This is a genomic window from Brachybacterium saurashtrense, assembly GCF_003355475.1.
Taxonomy (GTDB): Bacteria; Actinomycetota; Actinomycetes; order Actinomycetales; family Dermabacteraceae; genus Brachybacterium; species Brachybacterium saurashtrense.
The window spans coordinates 2,372,595-2,397,098 of sequence record NZ_CP031356.1 but is presented as its reverse complement, the minus strand read 5'-3'; the positions used below and the strand labels follow the sequence as shown (position 1 = coordinate 2,397,098).

Here is a 24,504-nt window from a genome sequence, read left to right as displayed (position 1 = left end):
CTCCTCCTGGCCCCTCAGGCCGTTCCGGCCCGTGTCGCCGTGGTGCGGCAGGGCAGCATGCGGAGCAGCTTCGCCTCGCCCACCTGCAGCACCACCTCCGCGGCTCCCGTCTGCGAGATCTCGTTCAGGCCCAGGTAGGTCGCTGATCCCGGGCCCACCTCGCGTGCGCCGAAGTCGAGCGCGTACTCGACCCCGAGCTCCTGGGCCGCCTCGCACACCTCGGGATCGGTGCGGGCCTCGTCGAGGGCGTGATTGAGCAGGTGCACCTCCGGCTCCGCCTGGAAGGACATGTAGACGTTGAGCACCTCGCGGTCCGAGAGCGCGTAGGCCAGCGAGCTGCCGTTGAGCGCGTTGGTCGCGATCACCGCGTCCTCCGGCACCACCGCGGGCAGGCGCTCGAGCAGCTCCCGCTCGTCGGCCGAGAGCAGCCTGTCCGACTGCCACTGGGCGGCGGCGAAGGACGTGCTCGTCCGGGCGCTGGGGGAGAGCAGGCTCGCCACCAGCAGCGCGAGCACCACGGCGATCGCGACCACGGGGGAGGCCGAGCCCCCGAGCACGGGCAGCGACCGGGCGGCGCGACGCAGCAGCACCTCGAGACCCAGGGCGAGCACGGGGATCGCGGCCACCGCCAGCAGCGCCACGATCCGATGCGTGTCGCTGTACCAGTTCCCGGTGAGGAGATAGCGCATCGGCCCCTCCGGCACGCTGCGGGCGAGGACCGACATCGCCATCACGGCGGCGCAGGGCACCAGGGGCCAGCGGGAGCCGGAGCCCCGCAGCACCGCCGCGGCGCACACCAGCATCACCAGGCCCAGAGGCACCCAGGTGGGGCTCGCATTGCCCGCCAACGACAGCGTCTGCCCCACCGCCTCGCGCACCGAGGCGGTGGGCGTCCAGAACGAGGCGCCGGGCGTGGGGCGCAGCAGCAGCCAGGCCGGCACCGCGAGAGCGAGCACCCCCGCGGTGACCGTCAGCAGCGGCCACAGCCGTCGGCCCGTGCCGGGGCCCCGGCCGAGCCGTTCGCGGGCGCGCACGAGGCAGGCCCACACCAGCAGCGGCACTCCGAGCACGAGGCCGCCGAACACCGCCTGGGGATGCGCGAGGGCCGCCGCACCGCACGCCACGGGCAGCAGCACCGCCACCTGCGCGGGCCGCAGCCGCTGCGGCGAGTCGGGCGCCGGGCCGCCCAGATGGACGAGCACGATCATCACCATCGGCATCAGCGCCATGCTCAGGAAGTACGGCAGCAGGATCCCGAAGGACATCATGGTCAGGGGGAAGGTCCCGGTGACACCGGCCAGGGCGCCCGCGGCCATCCACCCCAGCGGGCCCGCCGTGGTGCAGGTGCGCAGCAGCGCCATCAGCCCCAGCGGCCACACCACCCCGGCCAGCAGCAGCATCACGACATTGCTGGCCAGGGGGATCTCCTGCCCCGAGAGCTGCACGACGAGGCTGACCGCCTGGTGCCACAGCGCGGGGTAGAAGCGCTCCACGCCCGGCAGGGCGGTCATCCCGCCCACGGTCCACGCGGAGGCGTCGCCGAGGCGGAGGATGTGCCGCACGGCGTTGAGGTGGAAGACGTTGTCGTAGGTCTGGCTCACCGCACGCACGGACCCCATGACGGTCAGGGCCTGCACCAGGATCGCGCCCCCTCCGATCACCGCTCCGGTGAGGATCGCGGCGGCCCGGCCGCGGGCCGAGGCGGCCAGCGCATCGAGCGGGGTCGCGAAGGAGCGCACGGCGGCGGCGTGCTCGGCGGCGTGGGCGGCGTCGGGGCCGACGGCCTCGGGCTCCGGGCCCGCACCGAGTCGACGCCGCAGCGGCCACAGGGCGGCCCCGAGCACCGGCGCGAGCAGCAGCGGGGACAGGGGCGTCCACGGCACGGACAGCAGGTGTCCGGCCTCCGCCGCGAGTGTGATCACCAGGAGGGAGGCAGGAACCACCGCGACGAGCGCTGTCAGCGGCCGCAGACGCAGCGCCAGCACGAGCGGGATTCCGGGCACCGACAGCACGAGGCCTGCCGCGCCGAGGGCGGCGAGCGTGTGGAGCGCGGTCAGCATGCCGGCTCTGGCCTCCTAGAGTGGTCGGGCTGAGGGGGCGCGAGGGAGGCCGGACGGCGCTCGGTCGCGGGGTGGGGGCGAGCGCCCGGGGCGGGGCTCGCTCCGATGCTACGCACCGGCACGTCACGGTGGCTGCAGGAGCGCGAGCCCCCGCGGCGACGCGTCCCGGGGCCGCCGGCGCATGGGACCATGTCCCGGTGAGCTCCGCCGATCCCGCCGCCTCCTCGCCCGCCGTCCCGCCCATCCCGGCGGTGCCCGCCCCCACCGCGTATCCGCGCCGCGCCGGCACCGGCTTCGCGGTCACCGCCCGCCACGGGGAGAAGGCTCGCGCCGGCGTGATCACCACCCCGCACGGCGAGATCGCCACCCCCGCCTTCGTGCCGGTGGGGACCAAGGCCACCGTCAAGGCGGTGCTGCCGGAGTCGATGTCGCAGCTGGGCGCGCAGGCGCTGCTGGCCAACGCCTACCATCTCTACCTCCAGCCCGGCCACGAGCTGGTGGACGAGGCCGGCGGGCTGGGCGCCTTCATGAACTGGCCCGGCCCCACCTACACCGACTCCGGCGGCTTCCAGGTGATGAGCCTGGGCGCCGGGTTCCGCAAGGTGCTCTCCAGCGAGTTCTCCGGCGGGGAGAAGGCCCGCACCGCCACCGGCGAGGACGACGCGGTCGCCGAGGGCAAGGAGCGCCTCGCCCATGTGGACGACGACGGCGTCACCTTCCGCTCCTTCATCAACGGGGACGTGCACCGCTTCACCCCCGAGATCTCGATGCAGATCCAGCACGGCCTGGGCGCGGACATCATGTTCGCCTTCGACGAGCTCACCACGCTGATGAACTCCCGCGGCTACCAGGAGCAGGCGCTGGAGCGCACCCGTCTGTGGGCGCTGCGCTGCCTGGCCGAGCACGCCCGCCTCACCGCGGAGCGCACCCACCGCCCCTACCAGCAGCTGTGGGGCGTGATCCAGGGCGCGCAGTACGAGGACCTGCGGCGCCAGGCCGCCCGCGATCTCGGCGCGATGGAGGTGGCGGGCTGGGGCTTCGACGGCTTCGGCATCGGCGGGGCGCTGGAGAAGGAGAACCTGGGCACGATCGTGGGCTGGGTGACCGACGAGCTGCCCGAGCAGCGACCCCGCCACCTGCTGGGCATCAGCGAGGTGGATGACCTGTTCGTCGCGATCGCAGCGGGCGCGGACACCTTCGACTGCGTCTCCCCGTCGCGGGTGGCGCGCAACAGCGCCGTCTACACCCGCACCGGCCGCGTGAACCTCACCGGCTCGAGGTACCGCCGTCAGTTCGCGCCCATCGACGAGACCTGCGACTGCTACACCTGCACCCACTACACCGCCGCGTACATCCACCACCTCTTCCGCGCCAAGGAGATGCTCTCCTCCACCCTGTGCACGATCCACAACGAGCGCTTCGTGGTGCGCCTGGTGGATCGGATCCGGGCCTCGCTGGGGGCCGGCGAGTTCGAGGCGCTGCGGGAGGAGACCACCGGCGCCTACTACGGCGCCCCGCGGTGAGCGAGGCGGTGATCCGGTCGTGACGGGGCAGGAGGCCGTGGGCGGGGAGCGCACGGTGCTTCTCGGCGCCGCGGTGACGCTGCTGGCGCTGGCGGGGATCTGCGCCCTGCTGGGCGGGCACCTGCTGCTGGGCGTGCTGCGCCTGGCGGCGGGGCTCCTGGCCGGTGCCGGGCTGGGTGCGGCCGTGGCGGCGCTGCTGCGCGGGCGGGTGCGCCGCCGCACCGGGCGGCTGCTGGCCGGGGCCGGCGCCCTCGTGCTGGCGCTCGCCCTCACCGTCCCGGCGGTGCTCGCCACCCGCCTGCCCGCCCTCGCGCCGGAGGACGCCGTGCGCATCGACGCCCTCGGTGAGGGGGACGTGGTCCACTCCCTGCCCGTCGAGGGCGCCCCCGTGCTGGTGCGCCGCGCGGACGGCAGCGCCCAGCTGCTGGACACGGCCGGGGTGCGGGAGGTGGAGGCCTCGGCGCACGACGTGCTGGCCCTCTCCGCCGACGGCACCCGCCTGGTGCGCGCCACCGGCGCGAGCACCGAGGTGCTGGCGCTGGACCGGTCGCTCTCCACTCCCGACGGCGGCCTGCCGTCGACGCGGTTCGAGGGGAGCCCGCTGGCGCTGGACGGCGACCTGCTGGTGCTGCGCCGCTGCCAGGAGGGGTTCTGCGAGATCGCCGGCTACGACCTCACCGACCCGGAGCAGCCGCTGTGGGTGGCCTCGGGCAGCGCCGAGACCCGGGGCGTCGATCCGGCGGGCGTGGCCGTGCCTGCCCGCCCCGCCGAGCCGCCGGGCCTGCTCGACGCCGCCCGGGAGGCGGGCGTGCTGCCCGCCGTGCCGCTGCGCTTCGACCCCGCCGAGGGGTGGGTGCAGCTCGATGCCGCCACCGGCTTCCCCGTGGGCAGGATCCTCGCCGGGCCCGCGCAGGAGTGCCGCATCGCCGCCACCGAGTCCCCGGTCACCGGCCGGGACCCGCTGGAGGAGGGGACGGTGGTGCTCACCGTCTGCTCCGCCGAGGACGGCGCCCTCACCGCCACCGCGCTGCGGGACGGCGCCGTGCTGTGGGAGTCCGCGCCCTCCCCGGCCGGGGAGTGGACGGTGCGCCTGGACCAGGGGCGGGTGCTCGCCTCCGGCACCGAGGCCGGCACCGACGTGACCGGCGAGATCGTCGCCTCCGCCGACGGGGCGGAGTGGACCGTGCCCGGCGGCGAGGGCGTCGCCCAGGCCGCGGAGTTCACCGCCCGGCTCGGCATCGACGGGGCGCAGATGGTGGTGACCAACGCCAGCGGGCAGCTGCTCGCCTACGACACCGCCGACGGCACCCACACCTGGACCCTCCCGCTGAGCGCTCCCGACGCCGCCGTGCGGGGCGGTCTCGCCGCCGGCACCGCCGTGGCGGTGGACCCGGTCGCGCGCGAGCGGCCCCTGGACCCGCGCGAGGGTCGGCGGCTGCGCATCCTCGACGCCGCGACCGGAGAGGTCGCCCTCGAGCGGCGCACCGCCCAGCGGATCGAGGCGGTGCACCCCGTGGGCGGCGGCAGGGCCCTGGTCACCGTGGGGGAGCGGACCGTGCTGCTCGGCGGGTGAGGGCACTGCCGGGGTGGCCGGCCGCCGCGGGGCCCCGCCGTCGCAGGGCCCCGCGGCCGCCGGGTATCAGCCCTCCAGCTGCGCGAGGCGGAGGCGGAAGGTCTCCTCCCGGGCGGAGAGCACGTGCTGGGGCAGGGGCAGCGGCCCGCACGCGGCCGAGCCCACGCCGTGCAGCGCCGACGAGAGGGTCACCCAGGTGCGGCCGTCGGGCCGCAGCGCCCCGTCGTGGGCGCGGGCGTCCAGCTCGGCGGTGGACCAGGGGCGCGCCGCGAACCCGAGCCCGTCGGCGCAGCGCAGCTCGAGGCCGCCGCCCGCACCGCGCAGCGCCGCCCGCACCACCCCGGCCCGGTTCCCGTTCTCCTGCGGGAACACGTAGGGCACCTGCAGCTCGCGCACCGTGGCGGTGCGCCGCGCGAAGGTGGTGCCGCCGCCGGTGTCCGGGTAGGCCTCGTGCGGTCCGAAGCCCTCGTACTCCACGCGGTCCGGGGCCGAGGGCAGCGCGAAGGTCCAGCCGATGCGCGGCAGCGGCAGGTCCTCCGGCCAGAACTCGACCGGGGCGACGGTCACCGTGAGCTCGACGCCGTCCGCGTCGGCGCGCCACCGCTCGGTGACGTCCGCACCGAGGGCGTTGCCGTCCAACCCGATCCGGGAGCGGACCACCAGGGTGTCGTCCTCCACGGCCGTGTCCAGCAGCCTGCGTCGCGGCCCGTCCAGCCCGATCCGCTTCCAGCGCGCCTCCAGCGGGTAGCGGGTGCGGGCCCGCTCGTTGTCCACCGGCGCGCGGTACAGGTCCACGCCCGCGTGCTCGACCTCGAGCGCGCCCAGGCCGTGCAGGCGCCCCAGGGAGTCCAGACGGGCGGGGCCCACCTGCCAGGAGCCGTCGGCCGCGCGCTCCGGGGCGATCGCCGCCGAGGCCCGCGGCGCGACGGTCGCGGCCAGCCGCGCGGGGTCGACGTGCGAGGCGGCGACGATCTCGTGGCCGGCCGGCACCGGCCCCTCCGCCGCGCGCGTCACCAGGCGCACCGTCACGCTCGCGTGCTCGCCTTCCGGCAGCGCCACCTCCGCGGCGGCGCCGGGGGAGAGCGCGGGCAGGTCCAGCTCCTGCCAGCTCTGCTGCAGATCGGTCGAGACCTCGGCGCGCAGGTGCGAGAGGTCCGCGAAGGCGTAGCGGTTGGTGAGGGTCGCCGTGCGCGCACCGACCTCGAGACCCACGGGGGAGTAGTGGTGCTTGGCGTCCAGCAGCGCCGGGGACGGGGTGCGGTCGGGCAGCACCAGTCCGTCGGCGACGAAGTTCCCGTCGTGCAGGCGCTCGCCGAAGTCGCCGCCGTAGCCGTAGATCTCGCGGCCCTCGGCGTCGGTGGTGGCCAGGCCGTGGTCGATCCACTCCCAGATGAAGCCGCCGTGCAGGGCCGGGTACCGGTGCACCAGGTCCATGTACTCCTTCAGCGCCCCGGCGCCGTTGCCCATCGCGTGGGCGTACTCGATCCACAGGAACGGCTTGGACAGCGCCGGCATCGGCGCCTCGTCGGAGCCGAAGCCCGCCTCGCCCGGGTCCACCCCCAGGTGGTGCAGCATCCCCACCAGCTTCTCCCGGTACTCCGCGGTGAGGGCGCGCCGGCCGATCTGCTCGGTCTCGTCGTGAGTGGGGTACATCAGCGAGAACACGTCCACGTGCTCGGCGCGGTAGTCCTGCTCGTAGATCACCGGCCGGGTGGGGTCGGCGGCGCGGACCGTGTCGATCATCGCCTCGGTGACCGGGCCGGTGGAGGCCTCGTTCCCGATCGACCACATGACGATCGAGGCGTGGTGGCGGTCCCGGAGCACGAAGCGCTCGGTCCGCTCGCAGAGCGTCTCCCGGAAACGGTCGTCGACCGCGGGCCGCACGGGGGCGCCGGTGGCGTCCTCGCCCCAGGTGGAGTCGACGTGGAAGCCGTGGGTCTCGAAGTCGCCCTCGCAGATCACGTACAGCCCCGCCTCGTCGCACAGGTCGAGGAAGCGCTGGTGGGGCGGGTAGTGGGAGGTGCGCACGGCGTTGAGATTGTGCTGCTTCATCAGCGCCACGTCGCGGTCCTGGTTCTCCAGGTGCTGGGTGCGGCCCACGACGGGATCCGCCTCGTGCCGGTTCACGCCGCGGAACACGATCCGCTCGCCGTTGACGCGGAAGATCTCCCCGTCCACCTCGACCCGGCGGAAGCCGATCCTCAGCGACACCGTCTCCGTCCCGGTGGAGACGGTCGCCCGGTACAGCCGCGGCGACTCCGCGCTCCACGGGGATACCTCGCCGGCCGCGATCTCGGTGCCGTCGGCCGCGGCCTCGAGGCCGAGCTCGTCGATCCGCACGGTCGCCGGGAGGATCCCGCCGTCGGCCCCGTAGGCGGTCGCGGTGAGGGTGCCGCGCCCGGTGGCCGGGTCGAAGTCCGCATCGGTGACCAGGTCGTGGATCCCGCCGTCGGGGCGCAGCAGCAGGTCCACGCTGCGGAAGATCCCCGAGGCCCACCACATGTCCTGGTCCTCGAGGTAGGTGTTCACCGACCACTGCACCACGCGCACGTCCAGGCGGTGCTCGCCCGGCGCGCTCAGCGCATCGGTGACGTCGAACTCCTGGGTGAGGCGGGAGCCGGAGGTCACGCCGATCTCGGACCCGTCGATCCAGACCTTCGCCGCGGAGTCCACGCCCTGGAAGCGCAGCAGCGCCCGGGCGCCGCCCGCGAGCTGCCCGGCCCAGTCGGCGGGGACGGCCAGCGCGCGGGAGTAGTGGCCGGTGGGGTTCTCGTCCGGCACGTGGGGGACGTCCATCGGGATCGGGTAGACGACGTTGGTGTACTGCGGGGCGCCGTGGCCCTGCAGCTGCCACAGCCCCGGCACCTCGATCTCGCCGGGTGCGCCCAGGTCGGAGCCGTCTGCGCGGGTGCCGCAGCGGAACTCCCAGGTGCCGTCGAGGCTCAGTGCGGGGGCGTCGGAGTGCAGGTGGGCGCGGCCGCGCAGGCGGTTCCTTCCTGCGGGCAGCTCCTCCCACCAGCGGTCGGCGGGGTCGGCGGGCGGCACAGCGGCGTCCTGGGGTGCGGGGGTGCTCATCGGCGAGGCTCTCCTGAGGTCGGGATCGCGCGGTCACGAGACAAGGTCGTGAACGTTCACGAAGGAGTGTACCCAGAAGCGGGCCGGCCCGCGGTGGAATCCTGCCGTTCGCTGCGGGCGGCCTGCTCAGCCCTTGACCGACCCCTGCATCAGGCCGGAGAGGAAGTACTTGCTGAGCAGGATGTACACGAGCAGCGTGGGCAGGGAGGCCAGCAGCGCCCCCGCCATCGACACCCCGTAGTTCGCCAGCAGCGCGCCGTTGGCGAGGTTGTTCAGCGCCAGGGTCACCGGCCCGTTCGCCGGGGAGGAGAAGAACACGGCGAACAGGAAGTCGTTCCAGGCATTGGTGAACTGCCAGATCAGCACCACCACGAAGCCCGGGATCGCCAGGGGCAGCGCGATGGACCAGAAGGTGCGCAGCATGCCCGCGCCGTCCATCGTCGCGGACTCGATGAGCTCGTGCGGCACGGACTCGAAGTAGTTGCGGAAGATCAGCGTGGTGATCGGGATGCCGAACACCACGTGCAGCAGGATCAGCGAGGGGATGCCGTTGGGCACGCCGGCGCCCAGCAGCATCTGCATCAGCGGGATCATCACCGCCTGGTACGGCAGGAACATCCCGAACAGGATCAGCGTGAACACGATGTCCGCCCCAGGGAAGCGCCACCGCGAGAGCACGAAGCCGTTCATGCAGCCCAGCACGGCGGAGATCACCGTGGCCGGCACCACCATCTGCACGCTGCGCCAGATCGACGGCGACAGGGCCTGCCAGGCCTGCGCCCAGTTCTCGAAGGACCACTCCCGCGGCAGGGCCCAGGCGCGGGCCGCGCTCGCATCCCCGGGGCCCTTGAGGCTGGTCACCAGCAGCACGTACACGGGGATCAGCACGACCACCACGCCGGCGAGGATCGCGGCCAGGCGCAGCACGAGCGTCCAGGGGACCCCGCCGCGCCGGTGCGGCGACGGCTCGGCCGGGGAGGGGAGCGGGGCGGCGGAGGCGGAGACGGTCGAGGTGCTCATCGCGTGCGGCTCCGATGCTGCTGGACGAGGTACGGGACGATCAGGAACGCGATGATGATCAGGAGGAAGGCCCCCACCGCCGCCGAGTTCGCGTAGTCGAACCCGGACTTGAACAGGAACATGTCCACCGCCGGCACCTTGGTCTGGTACGCCGAGGCGGAGGAGATCGACATGATCAGGTCGAAGCTCTTCAGCGACATGTGGGCGATGATCACGATCGCGCTCATCAGCACCGGGGTGAGCTGCGGGAAGATCACCATGCGGTACACCTGCCACTCGGAGGCGCCGTCCATGCGGGCCGCCTCCCGCAGCTCGTCGGGCACGCCGCGGAACCCGGCCAGGAACAGCGCCATCACATAGCCCGAGAGCTGCCAGATCGCCGGGAGCGCGATCGCGAGGATGCCGAAGGTGATGTTGTTCCACCAGGGGTTCTGCAGGAAGTCCAGCCCCACCATCTGGAACAGCCGGTTCAGGCCGCTGGCGTTCTCGCCCTGGTTCGAGTTCAGCAGCCACCGCCACACCACGCCGGAGGCGACGAAGCTGACGGCCATCGGGAACAGGTACACCGTCTGGAACAGGCGGCCCCCGGGCAGCGGGCGCTCCAGCAGCCACGCCCACACGAAGCCGATCGCCATCGCGCCCACCAGGAACGCGGCCGTGAACAGCACCAGGTTCGCCAGCGAGTGCCGGAAGTCCTCGGTGAGCAGCAGGTCGAGGTAGTTGGTCAGGCCCACGAAGGCGACCGGCTCCCGGCCCGAGGCCTGGGCCGCGGAGTGGTTGTCCGTCATCGACGTCCAGAAGTTCACCCCCAGCAGGCCGTACACGAAGATCCCGATCAGCAGGATCGAGGGCAGGATCATCAGCAGGGGCGCACCGTAGCGCCGCACGGCGACTCTCACGAGGTCTCCTCGCTCCCGGCCGGGCCGGGACTCGGGGACGGGAGCGACCCCCGGGCACGGGCCCCGGGGCGCTCCCGTCGCATCAGGCGGGTGAGGCGGGTCCGGCGAGTCAGGCCGAGGCGTGGGACTCGGCGATGGTGGCCAGCTCCTCCTGGTACCCGGAGACGTCGCTCGCGCCGGTGGTGAACTTGCTCGTCGCGTCCGAGATGTCGTTCAGCCAGGCCACCGGGGTGGCCGCGCCGTGGGCGAGCGAGGGCGAGATCGCGTCCTGGGCGTAGGACTCGATCGCCGTCTGCTGGTAGGCGGGGAACTCGGCGGTGTCCACGTCGGTGCGCGCCGGGATCGAGCCCTTGGCGAGGGAGAACGCCACCTGCCCCTCCTGGGAGCTGATCGTGTCCAGCCAGGCCTTCGCGCCGTCGGGGTTCGGGGCCCCCACCGGCAGGGTGAAGGAGTCGGCGAGGAAGCCGAAGATCGGCTCGCCGCCGCTGAGCGGGAAGTAGCCGTAGTCCTCGCCGTCGGTCATCTCCGCCTGCTGGAAGGAGGCCACCGCCCAGTCGCCCATCACGCTGTAGGCGGCGCTGCCGTCGATCTGCATCTGGGTGGCGTCGGTCCAGTCCAGCCCGTCGCGGTCGGTGTTGGTCAGGGCGATCAGCGCCTCGAAGTGCTCCAGCGCCGTGGTCACCTCGCCGCCGGACCAGTCGGTCCCGCCCGTCCACAGGCCGTTGTAGGCCTCGCTGCCCAGATCCGCCATCAGCACGGCCTCGAGCAGGTTCACCTGGGTCCAGGTGGTGCCGATCGACAGGCCCGCCACGCCGGAGGCGGCGGCCTTCTCCACGTCCGCGATGAAGGCCTCGACGTCCGCCGGGACGGCGGTGGGGTCGATGCCCGCGGCCTCGAGGACGGCCGTGTTCGTCCACACCACGTTGGAGCGGTGGATGTTGGAGGGGACGGAGTAGATCATGTCGTCGAGCGTGAGCAGCTCCACCAGGTCCGAGGGGAACGCCTCGGTGAGCCCGTACTCCTCGTAGAGGTCCGAGACGTCCTCCAGCTGGCCGGCGTCCACGTAGTCGGCGAGCTCCAGGCCGGCGTGCGCCTGGAAGGTGTCCGGCGGGTCCCCGGCCTGCAGGCGGGACTGCAGCATGTCCTTCGCGGCGCTGCCGGCGCCGCCGGCGACGGAGCCGTTGACGAAGGTGAGATCCGGGTAGTCCTTCTCGAACTGGGCGACCAGCGCGTCGAGGCCGGCCTTCTCCGATCCCTGGGCCCACCAGGTGAAGACCTCCACCTCGGAGCCGCCGCCCTCGCCGCCCCCGCCGCCGGAGCCGCCGCAGGCCGCGAGACCGGCCGCCGCGAGGCCGCCGCCGGAGAGGAGGAGGAAGTTCCTGCGTCGCATGATGTTCTCCTTCGAACGTTGACGAAGAGGGGTGGTGCCCGGGCGTCGTCGCCGGGGCTCGTGGCTCCCTGTCACGACGACGTTATCGCAGGGTCCGGCCTCGTGGCGGGGCGGGGCAGACACATCTCGACAACGATGCAGGGTCGCGGACGCGGCGCGGTGCGGCGCGGCCCGCTCCCGACGGTGCCGGCATCCCGGGGCGCGTCCCGGCCGGGAGCCTCGCGCCCGCGCGGCGGGGGCTAGACTCGCTCACCGTGACCACGACCGAGCCGAACCGGTGGACCGACCGCCGCAGCGACGCCGTGGCCGCGCGCAAGGAGATCTACGAGCAGCTGCGGCGGGCCAGCACCTGGCGCCTGCTCGCCGCCACCAAGGCCCCCGCCGTGCTCGCGATCCTGCAGGCCACGTTCCCCGCGGGGGATCGCCGCCTGCCCCGCAGCGAGCTCATCGCCCGGGTGGGCGCCCACGTGGCGCTGCTGCACGACGACACGGCCGAGGGCACGGGCGCGGATGCCGCCGCCGACGGCGCGGAGGCGGCCGACGGGGCCGAGGGGGAGGCGCGCGGCGGCCGCAGCGCCGCCGAGTACGTGGACGGCTGGGTGCGCGAGGGCTACCTCACCCGGCGCGACGACCCCCAGCACACCGAGACCACGTTCGAGCCGTCCCCGGCCACGATCGACGCGATCCAGTTCATCGCCTCCCTCGAGGAGCACCGTCCCACCACCACCGAGTCCCGCCTCACCCTGGTGGTGCAGCAGTTCGAGCGGCTCGCGCAGGAGACGGAGACCGATCGGGACGTGCGCCTGGCGGACCTCCAGCGCCGCCGCGAGCGGATCGAGGCGGAGATCCGCGAGCTCTCCGAGGGCGAGCTGATGCTCCCCAGCCCCGAGGCCTCCGCAGACCGCCTGCGGGACATCCTGCAGGTGGCCGCGGAGCTCTCCGGCGACTTCCTGCAGTACCGCGAGGACCTCCGCGCCGTGGACCTGCACCTGCGCGAGCAGATCCTCTCCCCGGAGGGCTCCCGCGGCGAGATCCTCGAGCAGCTGCTGGCCGGCGACGACCTGCTGGGCCAGTCCAGCGTGGGCCGCACCTTCACCGCCTTCTTCCGGATGCTCAACGACCCGGCGCAGACCCGCACCACCCAGGACCTGGTGGACCGGCTGCTGGAGCGGGACTTCGCCCGCTCGCTGGGTCGGGACGAGCGCGAGCGGCTCGCCAACGTGTTCAGCGACCTGTACGAGCCGGCGCAGGAGGTGCTGGACGTCAAGACGGAGCTGTACCGCTCGCTGGCCCGGTTCGTGCGCTCCCAGGACTTCCGCCAGCACCGGGTGCTGCTGGAGGCGCTGCAGGAGGCGCAGGGCGTCGCCCTCGCGCAGAAGGACGAGGTGTCCACCCGGGCGCCGTTCGGGCTGGACCTCGATCTCTCGCGGGTGCAGCTCGGCTCCGTCTCCCAGCACCGGCTGAAGGACCCCACGGACCCGGGAGCCCCCGCCGAGGCGGAGGTGCATGACGCCACCTCGCTCAGCGTGGAGGTGCTGCAGGACCTGGTGCGCACCAACGACATCGACACCGTGGGCCTCACCGCGCACGTCAACGAGGTGCGCGGGGCCGGTGGCCAGGCCTCCATCGGCGACGTGCTGCGGGCGCGCCCCGCGGAGCAGGGGCTGGCCAGCGTGATCGGCCTGATGTTCCTGGCCACGAGCCATGCGCAGCCGCGCGAGGGCTCCACTGAGATCGTCACCTGGCGCGAGCTGGACGGCAACGACTACGCCGCGCGGGTGCCCGCCTACTACTTCCTCGAGGACGTGCCGGTCGAGTGACCCCGGCGGCCCGTGCCGGTCAGGGGCCCTCCGTCTGCTCCAGCTCCGCCAGGGCGGGGCGGGCGCGCTCGCGCAGCACCTCGAGGTCCGCGCCGAACTCGCCCATCCGGCAGCCGCGGCCATTCGGCTTCACGGCGATCCCCTCCGCCTCCCAGTGCGGCAGGGCCCGGGCCAGCAGCGGATGGTCGCCGGAGGCGTTCGTGACCCGCCACCACGGCACCCCCGCGCCCCAGGTGCGCAGGATCCGCCCCACCAGGCGCGGCCCCACGCCCACGAGCGATCCCACCTCGCCGTAGGCCGCGACCCGGCCCGGCGGGATCGCCTCGACCACGCGCAGCACCCGCTCCACGGTGAGGTCGTCCATGCGGGTGCGGGCGGGACCGGTGACCATGGCGGTCAGTCTGGCACGCGCGCCACGCACGGGGACGGCCCGGGGTCGTCGGCCTCGTGCCGACGAGTTCCCCGGGCCGTCCTGCGTCGGCGGTGGGGTCAGCCGCGGTGGGTGCCGTCCTCGGCGTCACCGCGGGGGGTGTCGCCGTGGTGCCCGTGCTCCTGCTCCGGGTGGCGCCAGGTCTCGCCGTCCGGGCCGGGATCCTCCAGCGAGCCGTGCTGGTCGTGCAGGTCCTCCGCCGCGGAGCGGCCGAACTGCTGCTCCGCGGGCGGGGTCTGCAGGCCCTCCCGTGTGGTCGGCGCCCCGAACTGCTCCTCGGCCGGCGGGGTCTGCGCGGCGTGCGCCTCCGGGGCGGCGGCCGGCTCCTGGCCCGACGCCCACTCCTGCTCCGGCGCCGGCTCCGATGCCGCGCCTGCGTCGGCACCAGCGCCTGCAGCGGCACCGGCGCCCGCCGCGGGCGGGGCGCCACCGGCGAGCGGCTCCTCCGGCGCGGGCCGCGCGGCGCGGCGGCCATGTCCCTCGCGGTCGGCGGCGCGCTCGGCGTCGGCCCTCTCGTGCTCGACCTCGGGAGTGCGCTGCTCGGCCTCGGGTGCGGCGTGCTCGGGGCGGTGGCCGTCCGTGTGCTCGGTGCGATGCGCGGCGCGGTCCGCGCCGCCGCCGTCGGGATCGAGCCGATCGGCCTCCGCGCGCCGCGCCTCGACGGCGCTGAGATCCTGCTCCACCTCGGTGCGCTGCTTCTCCGCCTCGGTGCGGCGCTGCTCGGCCTCCTGCACCTTCCGCTCGGCCTCGAGGCGGGCGCGCTCGGCCTCGAGCTCCGTCTCACGGGCGGAGAGCTCGCGCTCGCGCACCGCCTCCTCCTGCTTCTGCGCCTCCTCGCGCATCGCGGCCGCGCGGCGACGGTTCTCCTCCTCCTGCCGTGCCCGCCGCCGCTGCGAGGACTTCACCCCGAGCACGATCACGACGATCACCACGATCAGGGCCAGCAGCACGATCCCGATGAGGACGGGGGTGGACAGTTCCATGGTCTGCTCCTCGCGGTCGACTCCTCCGCACAGGGCGTGCGAAGGGCTTCCTGCATGCACCGTGATTCCACCAGAAACCAGGGGGTGGGGGAAGCACGCTCGTCGCAGCGCGCCCGATCCGCCCCTTCGGTGCGCGCCGGTGCGCGCCGGTAGGGTAGGGCCCCGTGAGCACCACCGCGCCCCGCCCCGACGCCGACGAGACCGCCGACGCGCAGCAGCCGCCGTCCGCGCCCGGCACGGCCCTGGTCGACGAGTCCCGGCGGGTGCTGGTGCACCTGCTGCAGGGGCCCTTCCTCGACGGTCGGCGCGACGGGGCCCGCTACGCGCAGCTGCTGCGCGACCGCGCCGCGATCGAGGCGCGGCTGGCCGATCTCTTCCTGGAGCTGATCGTCGACGACGACGCCCAGGTCGCCTTCGTGCGCCAGAGCGAGGAGGATCCCGACGCCCCCAAGCTGCTGCGCCGCCTGACGGGCATGAACCGCCTGGACTCGGTGCTGATGCTGATCCTGCGCCAGATGCTCCTCACCCAGTCCTCGCGCGGGCAGCGCACGGTGGTCTCCGAGGCCGAGCTGCAGCAGGCGCTGGCGGCCTACCGCCGTACCACCTCCACCGACGAGGCCGGCTTCGCCAAGGAGGTGCGCGCCTCGATCGCGAAGGTGCAGCGCGCCGGGCTGCTGGACGAGCAGGGCGACGACTACGAAGTCTCCCCGGTGCTGCGCCTGATGATCGGGCCGGACACCGCGCGCGAGTTCATCGCGCTGTACCGCGAGGCGGGCGTGACCGGGCTCGAGGACCCGGAGGAATCCGCGGAGGACGCGGACGAGGACCCGGCGGAGCCGGCGCCCGCCCGCTCCTGACAGGACGTCGACCGACCCGCCGGTCGGCCCGGGCGTGTCCCGCCCCGTCCCGGAATGCCCCGCGGCACCGGCGCGTGATCTCGCTCGCATTCGGCGGCCCGCCCGTGCCTGTCGGGGGCGCCTCGGCCACCCCGCACCCCACAGGGAATTGCGCACCATCGGCGTTACGGAATAAGGTCAGGCTCGCCTAACCGCCGAGTCCCGGCGGCACCGACCCCGAAGGAACCGCCGTGCAGCTCTCCCGTCGTGCGCTCGTCGCCCTGTCCCTGCTCGCCGCCCCCGCCCTCGCCTCCTGCTCCGGCGGCGCCGACGAGACCGGGACCGGGCAGACCGGGGGAGACGCCCCCGAGGGTGCGTTCCCCGCCACCGTCCCCCACCTATACGGCGAGACCGTGGTCGAGGCCGAACCGATGCGCATCGTCACCGTCTCCTGGGTCAATGCGGACACCGTGCTCGCCCTCGACCTGGTGCCCGTGGGCATGCCCGCGGTGACCTGGGGCGGCAACGACAATGCCTCCACCGACTGGATCGATGCGAAGCTCGAGGAGCTCGGCGCCGGCTGGGGCGGCGAGAACGCCCCCACCCAGTACGACGAGTCCGACGGCCTGAACTACGACGAGATGGCCGCGCTCACCCCGGACCTCATCATCGCCGCCTACTCCGGCGTGACCCAGGAGGAGTACGACCAGCTCAGCCGGATCGCCCCCACCATCGGCCCGATCGCGGCGAACTACACCACCTCCTGGGAGGACGCCCTGACCGCGATCGGCACCGCCACCGGCCGCTCCGCGGAGGCGACCGCGCTCGCCGAGCAGATCACCGCCGACCTCGCGGCCGTGGGGGAGGAGAACCCCGCCGTCGCGGGCGCCACCTTCATCGCCGGTACCCTGGGCCTCGCCGACGACTCCATCTCCCTGTACGCGGGCGGCGACACCCGCCCGCGGTTCTTCACCGCGCTGGGCATGACCCAGGCGGAGGTCGTCACCGAGAACACCGAGGGCGAGGACAGCTTCTACATCGAGTGGTCCGCCGAGCGGGCCGACGAGCTGGACTCGGATCTCTTCTACACCTGGGCCGAGGCCGGCACCACCGTGGAGGACTTCCGGGACAACCCGCTGTTCGCCCAGATCCCCGCGGTCGCCGCTGGCGGCGTGGTCCTCACCGACGACGACCACCTCACCCTCTCGATCTCCGCGGCCAGCGCGCTCAGCCTCCCCTGGGCGCTGGAGAACTTCGTGCCCACCGTGGTCGAGACCGCCCAGACCGTGCGCGGCTGAGCGCAGCCGGTGCGCCGCTCCCTCCCGCTCGTGATCGCCGGGGCCGTGCTGGCCCTGGCGGTCGCGTGCACCCTGTCGCTGATGGTGGGGGCGCGCACCGTCCCGCCCGGCATGGTGTGGGAGGCGCTGCGCGCGCCCGACGCGAGCCTGGCGGACCACGTGGTGGTCCGCTCCCGCCTGCTGCGCACCCTCGCCGGGATCGCCGTGGGCGCGGCGCTCGCCGTCGCGGGCGCCGCGATGCAGGGCATGACCCGCAACCCGCTGGCCGATCCCGGGATCCTCGGGATCAACGCCGGGGCCACCACCGCCGTGGTGATCGGGGTGTACGTCGCCGACGTCTCCGAGGTGGCCTGGTTCATGGTGCTCGCCCTGGCCGGTGCGGCGCTCGGCACGATCGCCGTGTACGCGGTCGCCTCCCTGGGCCGGGAGGGCGCCACCCCCGTCAAGCTCGCCCTCGCCGGCGCCGCCCTCACCGCGGGCCTCGGCTCCGTGGTGCACGCCCTGGTGATGGTGGACGACGCCTCCCTGGACCGGCTGCGCTTCTGGCAGGTGGGCACCCTCGGCGCCCGCGGGCTCGCCGAGATCGCTCAGGTGGGCGTGCTCATGGCCGTGGGGGCGCTGGTGATCGTGCTGTCCGCCGGGATGCTCAACGCCCTCGCCCTCGGCGACGACGCCGCCGTGGGGCTCGGCGTGCACGTGGGCCGCGCGCGCATGCTCCTGGGCGTGGCGATCATCCTGCTGTGCGGCGCGGCCGTCGCGCTCGCCGGCCCGATCGGCTTCCTGGGCCTGGTGGTCCCGCATGCCGCACGTCTGCTGGTGGGCGGCGACTACCGCCGCATCGTGCCGCTGTGCCTGCTGGGCGGCCCGGTGCTGATCCTGCTCGCCGACACCGTGGGCCGGGTGATCGCGCCGCCCGCCGAGGTGCAGGTGGGCGTGATGACCGCGCTGATCGGCGTGCCCGTGTTCATCGTGCTGATCCGCACCCGCCGGCAGGTGGGACTGTGAGCCCCGCCGTGCGCCGCGCCCGCCGTCGCCGAGCCGCCCTGCTCGCGGCGGGGGCCGGTGCGCTCCTGCTGGCCATGGTGGCGGTGCGGGTGCTGGTGGGCACCCCGATGGTGGACCCCGTGCTCGCCCTGCGCGTGCTCGGCGGGGAGCAGATCCCCGGCATCTCCTTCATCGTGTGGGACCACCGCCTGCCCGTCGCGGTGGTCGCCGTGCTGGCCGGCATCGCCTTCGGCCTCTCCGGCACCACCTTCCAGACCCTGCTGCGCAATCCGCTGGCCAGCCCCGACGTGATCGGCGTGACGCTCGGCGCCTCCGCCGGGGCGGTGCTGGCGATGACCTTCCTCCCGGCCGACGGCCGCGCCGTGTTCTGGTGCGCGCTGCTGGGCGGGCTCGGCACCGCCGCGCTGCTGCTGCTGGTCTCCGGGGCGGGCCGGCCCGGCGCCGCCGGCGCCGTGGACAACCGCTTCGTGCTGGTGGGCATCGGCCTCGCCGCGGCGCTGAGCGCGCTGATCTCCTACCTGCTCACCCGGCTGTCGCTGCAGTCCGCCGGGGACGCGATGCACTGGATGATCGGCTCGCTGTCCACCTCCACCTGGGAACGGGCCGCGGTGCTCGCGATCGCCCTCGCCGGGCTGGTGCCCGCCCTCGCGCTGCTGGTGGTGCGGCTGCGGATCCTCCAGCTGGGGGACGACACCGCCACCGGGCTGGGCCTTCCCGTGCCCCGCACCCGGGTGGCGCTGATCCTGGTGGCGGTGACCCTCAGCGCCCTCACCGTCGCGGTGACCGGCCCGCTCGCCTTCGTGGCCTTCCTCGCCGGGCCGATCGCGCGCCTGCTCGCGGGCCGGCCCAGCTTCCCGCTGGCCGCCGTGGTGGGTGCCGTGATCGTGCTGCTGGCGGACATCGTGGGCCAGAACATGCTGCCCACCACCGAGCTGCCCGCCGGCGTGGTCACCGGGGCGCTGGGCGCCCCGTTCCTGCTGTGGATGCTCACCCGCTCCTCGACCTCCGGCTCCGGAAGGTGAACCGATGGCATTGATCCAGGCCCAGCACCTGCACCTGGCGTACGACCGCCGGGAGATCGTGCGCGACCTGACCCTCACCCTGCCCGAAGGGCGGATCACGATCATCGTGGGCGCCAACGGCAGCGGGAAGTCCACCCTGCTGCGCGGCATGTCCCGCCTGCTCGCGCCCCGCAGCGGCAGCGTGCTGCTGGACGGGCAAGACCTGCACTCCCTGCGCGGCAAGGAGCTCGCCCGTCGGCTGGGCCTGCTGCCGCAGAGCCCCGTCGCCCCCGACGGCGTCACCGTGCGCGAGCTCGTCACCCGCGGACGCTTCCCGCACCAGGGCCTGTTCCCGCAGTGGAGCGCCGAGGACGAGCGGGCCGTGGCCGAGGCGCTCGCCGCCACCCGCACCGACGACCTGCAGGACCGGCTGCTGGAGGAGCTCTCCGGCGGTCAGCGCCAACGGGTGTGGATCGCGATGGCGCTCGCCCAGCAGACGGAGGTGCTGCTGCTGGACGAGCCCACCACCTACCTCGACGTCACCCACCAGCTGGAGGTGCTCGACGTGGTGCGCGACCTCAACCTCACCCGCGGCACCACCGTGGGCATCGTGCTGCACGACCTCCACCTCGCCGCCCGCTACGCCGACCACCTGGTGGCCGTGCGCGGCGGGGAGATCCACTCCCAAGGCACCCCGCACGAGGTCATCACCGAGCAGATGGCCCACGAGGTGTTCGCCCTCGACGCCCGCATCGCCCCCGATCCGGTCACCGGCACGCCGATGGTGCTGCCGCTGGGCCGGGACCGCACCGCCACCCCCCATCGACAGGAGGACCCCGTGTCCGCCACCACCGCCCGGACCACCACCGCCCAGACCACCACCGCCCAGACCGCTGCCGCCGAGGCGGCCGAGGCCGTGCCCGCCCTGGAGCACTCCAGCATGCTCGCCTTCGACCTCGCCGTGGTCGCCCGGCGCCCCCTGGGCCCGTCCCTGGTGCGGTTCACCCTGGCCGGGCCCGACCTCGCGCACTTCGGCACCGGCTCCCACCCGCTGGACCTGCGGGTGAAGCTGATCATCCCCGGCCCGCACCGCAGCGCCGACCACTTCGCGCCGGTGCGACCCGGCGGGATGCTCGACCCCGTCACCCAGGCCGACTGGTACCGGACCTGGCTGCAGATCGACCCCTCCGACCGCGGCTGGATGCGCACCTACACCGTGCGCGAGCAGCGCGCCGCCGGGCACCCCGGGAACGTCTCCGACCATCCGGAGATCGACCTCGACATGGTGCTGCACCTGGACCCGGTGGAGGTGCCCGGGCAGGGCGTGGCCGCGCGCTGGGCCCGGGACGCGCAGGTGGGCGACGCCGTCACGCTGCTGGGCCCGAACCGGCACCTCGTGGGCCCCGAGTACGGGGGCATCGAGTTCCGTCCCGGCACCGCCCGCACCGTGCTGCTGGTGGGGGACGAGACCGCCGTGCCCGCGGTGGGCTCGATCCTCGAGGCGCTGCCGGATTCCGTGAGCGGCCACGCCCTGCTGGAGGTGCCCCACGCCGAGGACGAGCAGACGCTGCTCACCCGCTCCGGGGTGCAGGTCACCTGGCTGCCGCGGGAGGGCCGCGCGCACGGGGAGCTGCTCGACGCCGAGGTGCGGCGGGTGATGGGCGAGAACGCCCAGGCCTTCCGGGACGCCGCGGTGGAGTGCCCGCCCGCCGCGCTGCGCCGGGAGCTCGAAGACGTGGACGTGGACGAGGCCATCCTGTGGGAGACCACCACCGGCCGCGGCGCCTTCTACGCCTGGCTCGCGGGGGAGGCGGGGGTGATCAAGACGCTGCGCCGGCACCTGGTCAGCGAGCTCGGGATCGACCGCAAGCAGGTCTCCTTCATGGGGTACTGGCGCGCGGGACGGCCCGAGCACTGAGCGCGCCGGCCCGCTCCTTAGTACCCTCTCTCGGGTGACCACCACGACCGACACCTCCCAGGACGGGCCGGCCCTGCCCGGCCTGGCCGCCGACGTCGCCCCGACGGTGACCGACCCCGATCACCCGCACCCCGGGCAGTGGCGGCTCGTGGCCGTGCAGATCTCCAACTGGGGCACCTTCCACGGCACCCACGACCTGGCGATCTCCTCCAAGGGCTTCTTCCTCACCGGCGGCCCGGGCACCGGCAAGTCCACGCTGCTGGACGCGATCAGCGCGCTGCTCACCCCGCCGCGCACACTGCAGTTCAACGCCGCCGCCTCCGATGCGGGCCCGCAGCGCTCGAAGTACCGCCGCACGGTGGCCAGCTACGTGCGCGGAGCCTGGGCGATGCACTACGACCAGGCCACCGGCGAGTTCAGCCAGGAGGTGCTGCGGGAGAAGACCACCCTGTCGGTGCTCACCCTGCGCTACAGCGACGGCCAGGGCGGCACCGTGCAGCTCTCCCGCCTGCTGCTGCTGCACGCCGGGCACTCCGCCGATTCGGACGTCAAGAGCCTGTACGTGATCGCCCGCACCCCGCTGGACGTCACCGATCTGCGCCAGTTCGTCTCCAGCCAGATCGAGGGCAAGGCGCTCGAGGCCGCGCACCCGGGCACCCAGACCTTCCGCCAGTTCCGCGAGTACCGCGCCGCGTTCTGCCAGCTGCTGGGCATCCCGGACGAGAAGGCGCTGGGGCTGCTGCACAAGATCCAGTCCGCGAAGGAGCTCGGCGACGTCAACGCCCTGCTGCGCGACTACATGCTCGACGCGCCCCGCACCTTCGACCTCGCCGATCAGGCGCTGGCGAACTTCCAGAACCTCTCCGAGGTGTACGAGGCGCTGGTCACCGCGCGCGAGCAGCGCGAGCTGCTGCGCGGCCTGCGCGGCAGCCACGAGGACTGGGCCGCGATGCGCGAGCGCGGCGGCGCGCTGGTGGACCGCCGGGCCGACATCGACGTGTTCGCCGCCCAGCACCTGGTGCGGCTGCTGGGGGACGAGTCCGAGCGCATCCAGCTCGAGCGCGACCGGATGGCGGCCCAGCAGCGCCGGCTCGGCCAGGACGTCTCCGAGGCGCGCGCCGACCTCGCCCAGCTCAAGGAGCAGCGCCGCCGCGCCGGCGGCGGGGAGATCGACGACTGGAAGCAGCAGATCGCGGGCCTCGAGGTGGAGCGGGAGCGGCGCCGGGAGCGCGGCACCGAGTTCGCCGCCCAGCTGGCCACCGTCGATCTGCGCACCCCGGCGGGGGAGGACATGTTCCTCGCCCTGCAGCGCGAGGTCGCCTCGCTGCGGGAGCAGCTGGAGGCGGAGGAGAAGGGCGCCGACACCGACCGCTGGGAGGCGGAGGCGAGGGTGCGCGAGCTCGGGGCGGAGCTCGCCCGCACGCGCGAGGAGCTCGCCTCCCTCACCACCCGCGCCTCGAACCTGCACTCCGAGGACGTCGCCCTGCGCGACCACATCGCTGCCGAGGTGGGCATCGCCCCCACGGAGCTGCCCTTCGCGGCCGAGCTGCTGCAGGTGCGCACCGGGGAGGAGGAGTGGACCGCCGCCGCGGAGCAGGCGCTGCGGGGCCTGGCCCGCTCGATCCTGGTTCCGGATCGCATCTACCGCCAGGTGGCGCAGGTGATCGACCGCACGAAGCTGCGCCGCCGCATCTCCTACAACCGCGTCAACACCGATCTGCGCCGCCCCGCGAAGAACGTCGACGACCGCTCGCTCGCGGCCAAGCTCGACGTCAAGGACGGCGAGTTCCACGTGTGGCTGTCCCACGAGATCGCCGCCCGGATGGACTACACCTGCGCGGAGAGCCTCGAGGAGTTCACCCGGTTGAACCGGGCCGTGCTGCGCTCCGGCCAGATCAAGCACTCCGCCACCCGGCACGAGAAGAACGCCGATCGGCAGATCAACGACCGCTCCCAGTGGGTGCTGGGCTTCGACAACCGCGCCAAGCGCGCCGTGTTCGAGGCGGAGCGCACCCGCGCCGAGCAGGCGCTGTTCGAGGCGCAGGCCCGCCGCAAGGACGTGGAGACCGAGCGGGAGCGCCGGCGGGAGCGGCTCTACGCCCTGCAGATGATCAGCGCCGTGGAGTGGGACGACATCGACGCCGCCTCCGTGGCGCGCCGGGTGGCGAACCTGCGCGACATGGTGCGCGCCGCGGAGGACGGCTCCGCCGCGCTCGCCGAGCTCGCCCGGCAGATCGAGGAGGTCGAGACGTCGATCGCCGAGAGCGACGAGGAGCTGCTCGAGGTGGTGCGCAGCGCCGGACGGCTCGGGGAGCAGGCCGAGCGGGCCGAGGAGCGGCTGGCCGAGGCACGCGAGCGGATCGCGGAGTCCACCCTGGACCCGGAGGTGGAGGAGGAGCTCGCCGCGCGCTTCGCCGCGATCGCCCCCACCCTGGTGCTGTCCACCATCGACCAGGTCACCAAGGATGCCTCGGCCACGCTGGACGCCGAGCTGATGGACCTCACCCGCCGCACCTCGCGCGCCGAGGAGGACATGCGCACCGCGATGCGGGAGTTCTCCCGCCGCTGGCCCGCGCAGGCCGGGGACACCGCCCCCACCCTCGAGGGGGTGGAGGACTACCTCGCGATCCTGGCCCGCATCGAGGAGGAGAAGCTGCCGGAGGTGGAGGACCGCTTCTTCGAGTTCTTCACCGGCAACACCCTCGGGGACGTGCAGGCGCTCGCCACCGCGATCGCCCGGGAGCCGGCGGAGATCCGCAAGCGCCTCCAGCGGATCAACTCGCTGCTGGCCCAGGTGGAGTTCCACTCCGGCCGCTTCCTGCAGCTGTCGATGCGGCCGGTGCACCTCACCGCGCTGGACGACTTCAAGCGGGCGCTCGAGGAGGCCGTGGCGGACACCGCCCTGAACGACATCTCCCGCGACCGGGAGCTGGCCGAGGAGCGCTTCCTCTCGCTGCGGCACCTGATGGACATGATCGGCGCGGCCCGCACCCGCGACGACCAGGTCTCCCGGGTGATCCTCGACGTGCGCCGGCACGTGCACTTCCACGCCGAGGAGGTCGACGCCGAGGGTACCGTGGTGCACGCCCATGAGTCCGGCGGCCCGCTCTCCGGCGGTCAGAACGAGCGCCTGGCCACGTTCTGCCTCGCCGCCGCGCTGCGCTACCAGCTGGCCGGCACCGGCCAGGAGGTGCCCCGCTACGCCCCGATCATCATCGACGAGGCCTTCTCCAAGGGCGCGGGCAAGTTCATCACCGCCGCCATGGAGTCCTTCCGCCACTTCGGCTTCCAGGTGGTGCTCGCCAACCCCGGCAAGAACCCGCAGGCCCTCGCCCCGTTCATCGGCGGCGTCGGCGTCGTCTCGATCCGGCAGGACCGCTACTCGTCGGTCTCCCCGGTGGAGTTCGTGCGCACCGAGGAGTGAGCCGCGCGCCGAATCGCGGGGAGGCCGGGCGCGACGCCGCCGGGCGCGGGGACGCCGGGCCCGCCCCGACGGGCGCGGCGCGGGCGCGGGTGTGGTCCCGTTCTCCCCGACGTGCCGCCGGGACCGGGCCGCGTGTACTCTTCCCCGGGCCCATGGGGAGTTCTCCCCATCGGCCGCGCCCCCGGCGGTCGATACGCTGGGCACCGACCGTTCTGGCCGGGCGGTGGAATGCGGGACGGCCCTCCGGGC

Annotated in this window: 16 protein-coding genes; 9 read left to right on the top strand and 7 right to left on the bottom strand. The window is 74.0% G+C overall.

The genetic code is table 11. The features are described 5' to 3' along the window. Positions 1 to 14: 14 nt before the first annotated feature. Positions 15 to 2,060 carry a DUF6541 family protein gene (locus tag DWV08_RS10960; protein WP_115413825.1) on the bottom strand — a complete coding sequence of 682 codons (2,046 nt, stop codon included), beginning with the start codon at positions 2,058 to 2,060 and terminating at the stop codon, positions 15 to 17. Positions 2,061 to 2,302: 242 nt separating this feature from the next. On the opposite strand from DWV08_RS10960, the gene tgt reads away from it, so the two are divergent. After that, entirely contained in the window at positions 2,303 to 3,583 is a 1,281-nt protein-coding gene (gene tgt, locus DWV08_RS10955) for a tRNA guanosine(34) transglycosylase Tgt (RefSeq protein WP_115414997.1), read from the top strand. A gap of 19 nt (positions 3,584 to 3,602) precedes the next feature. Next, positions 3,603 to 5,156 carry an outer membrane protein assembly factor BamB family protein gene (locus DWV08_RS10950; protein WP_115413824.1) on the top strand — a complete coding sequence of 518 codons (1,554 nt, stop codon included), beginning with the start codon at positions 3,603 to 3,605 and terminating at the stop codon, positions 5,154 to 5,156. 66 nt (positions 5,157 to 5,222) lie between these two features. On the opposite strand, the gene DWV08_RS10945 is transcribed toward DWV08_RS10950, so the two are convergent. From DWV08_RS10945 to DWV08_RS10930, 4 genes are all read right to left on the bottom strand, one after another. Further along, a complete protein-coding gene (locus DWV08_RS10945; RefSeq protein ID WP_115413822.1) occupies positions 5,223 to 8,231 on the bottom strand; it encodes a glycoside hydrolase family 2 TIM barrel-domain containing protein in 3,009 nt (1,002 codons plus the stop codon). 126 nt (positions 8,232 to 8,357) lie between these two features. Next, positions 8,358 to 9,251 carry a carbohydrate ABC transporter permease gene (locus tag DWV08_RS10940; protein ID WP_115413821.1) on the bottom strand — a complete coding sequence of 298 codons (894 nt, stop codon included), beginning with the start codon at positions 9,249 to 9,251 and terminating at the stop codon, positions 8,358 to 8,360. Further along, complete coding sequence (locus DWV08_RS10935; protein WP_420897506.1) at positions 9,248 to 10,111, bottom strand: carbohydrate ABC transporter permease; 864 nt, start codon at positions 10,109 to 10,111, stop codon at positions 9,248 to 9,250. The genes DWV08_RS10940 and DWV08_RS10935 overlap by 4 nt, the downstream gene beginning before the upstream one ends. 148 nt (positions 10,112 to 10,259) lie before the next feature. Beyond that, positions 10,260 to 11,540: an ABC transporter substrate-binding protein gene (locus DWV08_RS10930; RefSeq protein WP_115413819.1), complete on the bottom strand. Its 1,281-nt coding sequence runs from the start codon at positions 11,538 to 11,540 to the stop codon at positions 10,260 to 10,262. A gap of 254 nt (positions 11,541 to 11,794) precedes the next feature. Here DWV08_RS10930 and DWV08_RS10925 point away from each other — a divergent pair, with 254 nt between their 5' ends. Continuing rightward, positions 11,795 to 13,360, top strand: coding sequence for a DUF3375 domain-containing protein (locus tag DWV08_RS10925; RefSeq protein WP_115413817.1), 1,566 nt, complete (start codon positions 11,795 to 11,797; stop codon positions 13,358 to 13,360). Between the two features lie 19 nt (positions 13,361 to 13,379). Here DWV08_RS10925 and DWV08_RS10920 read toward each other — a convergent pair whose 3' ends face one another. Beyond that, complete coding sequence (locus tag DWV08_RS10920; protein ID WP_115413816.1) at positions 13,380 to 13,751, bottom strand: MGMT family protein; 372 nt, start codon at positions 13,749 to 13,751, stop codon at positions 13,380 to 13,382. 98 nt (positions 13,752 to 13,849) lie between these two features. Beyond that, complete coding sequence (locus tag DWV08_RS10915; RefSeq protein ID WP_115413815.1) at positions 13,850 to 14,773, bottom strand: hypothetical protein; 924 nt, start codon at positions 14,771 to 14,773, stop codon at positions 13,850 to 13,852. 164 nt (positions 14,774 to 14,937) lie between these two features. Here DWV08_RS10915 and DWV08_RS10910 point away from each other — a divergent pair, with 164 nt between their 5' ends. From DWV08_RS10910 to DWV08_RS10885, 6 genes are all read left to right on the top strand, one after another. Continuing rightward, positions 14,938 to 15,630, top strand: coding sequence for a DUF4194 domain-containing protein (locus DWV08_RS10910; RefSeq protein WP_115413814.1), 693 nt, complete (start codon positions 14,938 to 14,940; stop codon positions 15,628 to 15,630). 230 nt (positions 15,631 to 15,860) lie between these two features. Beyond that, a complete protein-coding gene (locus DWV08_RS10905; RefSeq protein ID WP_115413813.1) occupies positions 15,861 to 16,907 on the top strand; it encodes an ABC transporter substrate-binding protein in 1,047 nt (348 codons plus the stop codon). 9 nt (positions 16,908 to 16,916) lie between these two features. Further along, on the top strand, positions 16,917 to 17,912 hold the full coding sequence (locus DWV08_RS10900; RefSeq protein WP_115413811.1) for a FecCD family ABC transporter permease: 996 nt from the start codon (positions 16,917 to 16,919) through the stop codon (positions 17,910 to 17,912). Continuing rightward, positions 17,909 to 18,934, top strand: coding sequence for a FecCD family ABC transporter permease (locus DWV08_RS10895; protein ID WP_338142892.1), 1,026 nt, complete (start codon positions 17,909 to 17,911; stop codon positions 18,932 to 18,934). Before DWV08_RS10900 ends, DWV08_RS10895 begins: the two co-directional genes overlap by 4 nt. Positions 18,935 to 18,938: 4 nt before the next feature. Continuing rightward, positions 18,939 to 20,831 (top strand): SIP domain-containing protein, encoded by a 1,893-nt coding sequence (locus DWV08_RS10890; RefSeq protein WP_115413810.1) that lies wholly within the window; start codon positions 18,939 to 18,941, stop codon positions 20,829 to 20,831. Positions 20,832 to 20,865: 34 nt separating this feature from the next. Next, a complete protein-coding gene (locus DWV08_RS10885) occupies positions 20,866 to 24,255 on the top strand; it encodes an ATP-binding protein (RefSeq protein WP_115413809.1) in 3,390 nt (1,129 codons plus the stop codon). Positions 24,256 to 24,504: the final 249 nt, after the last annotated feature.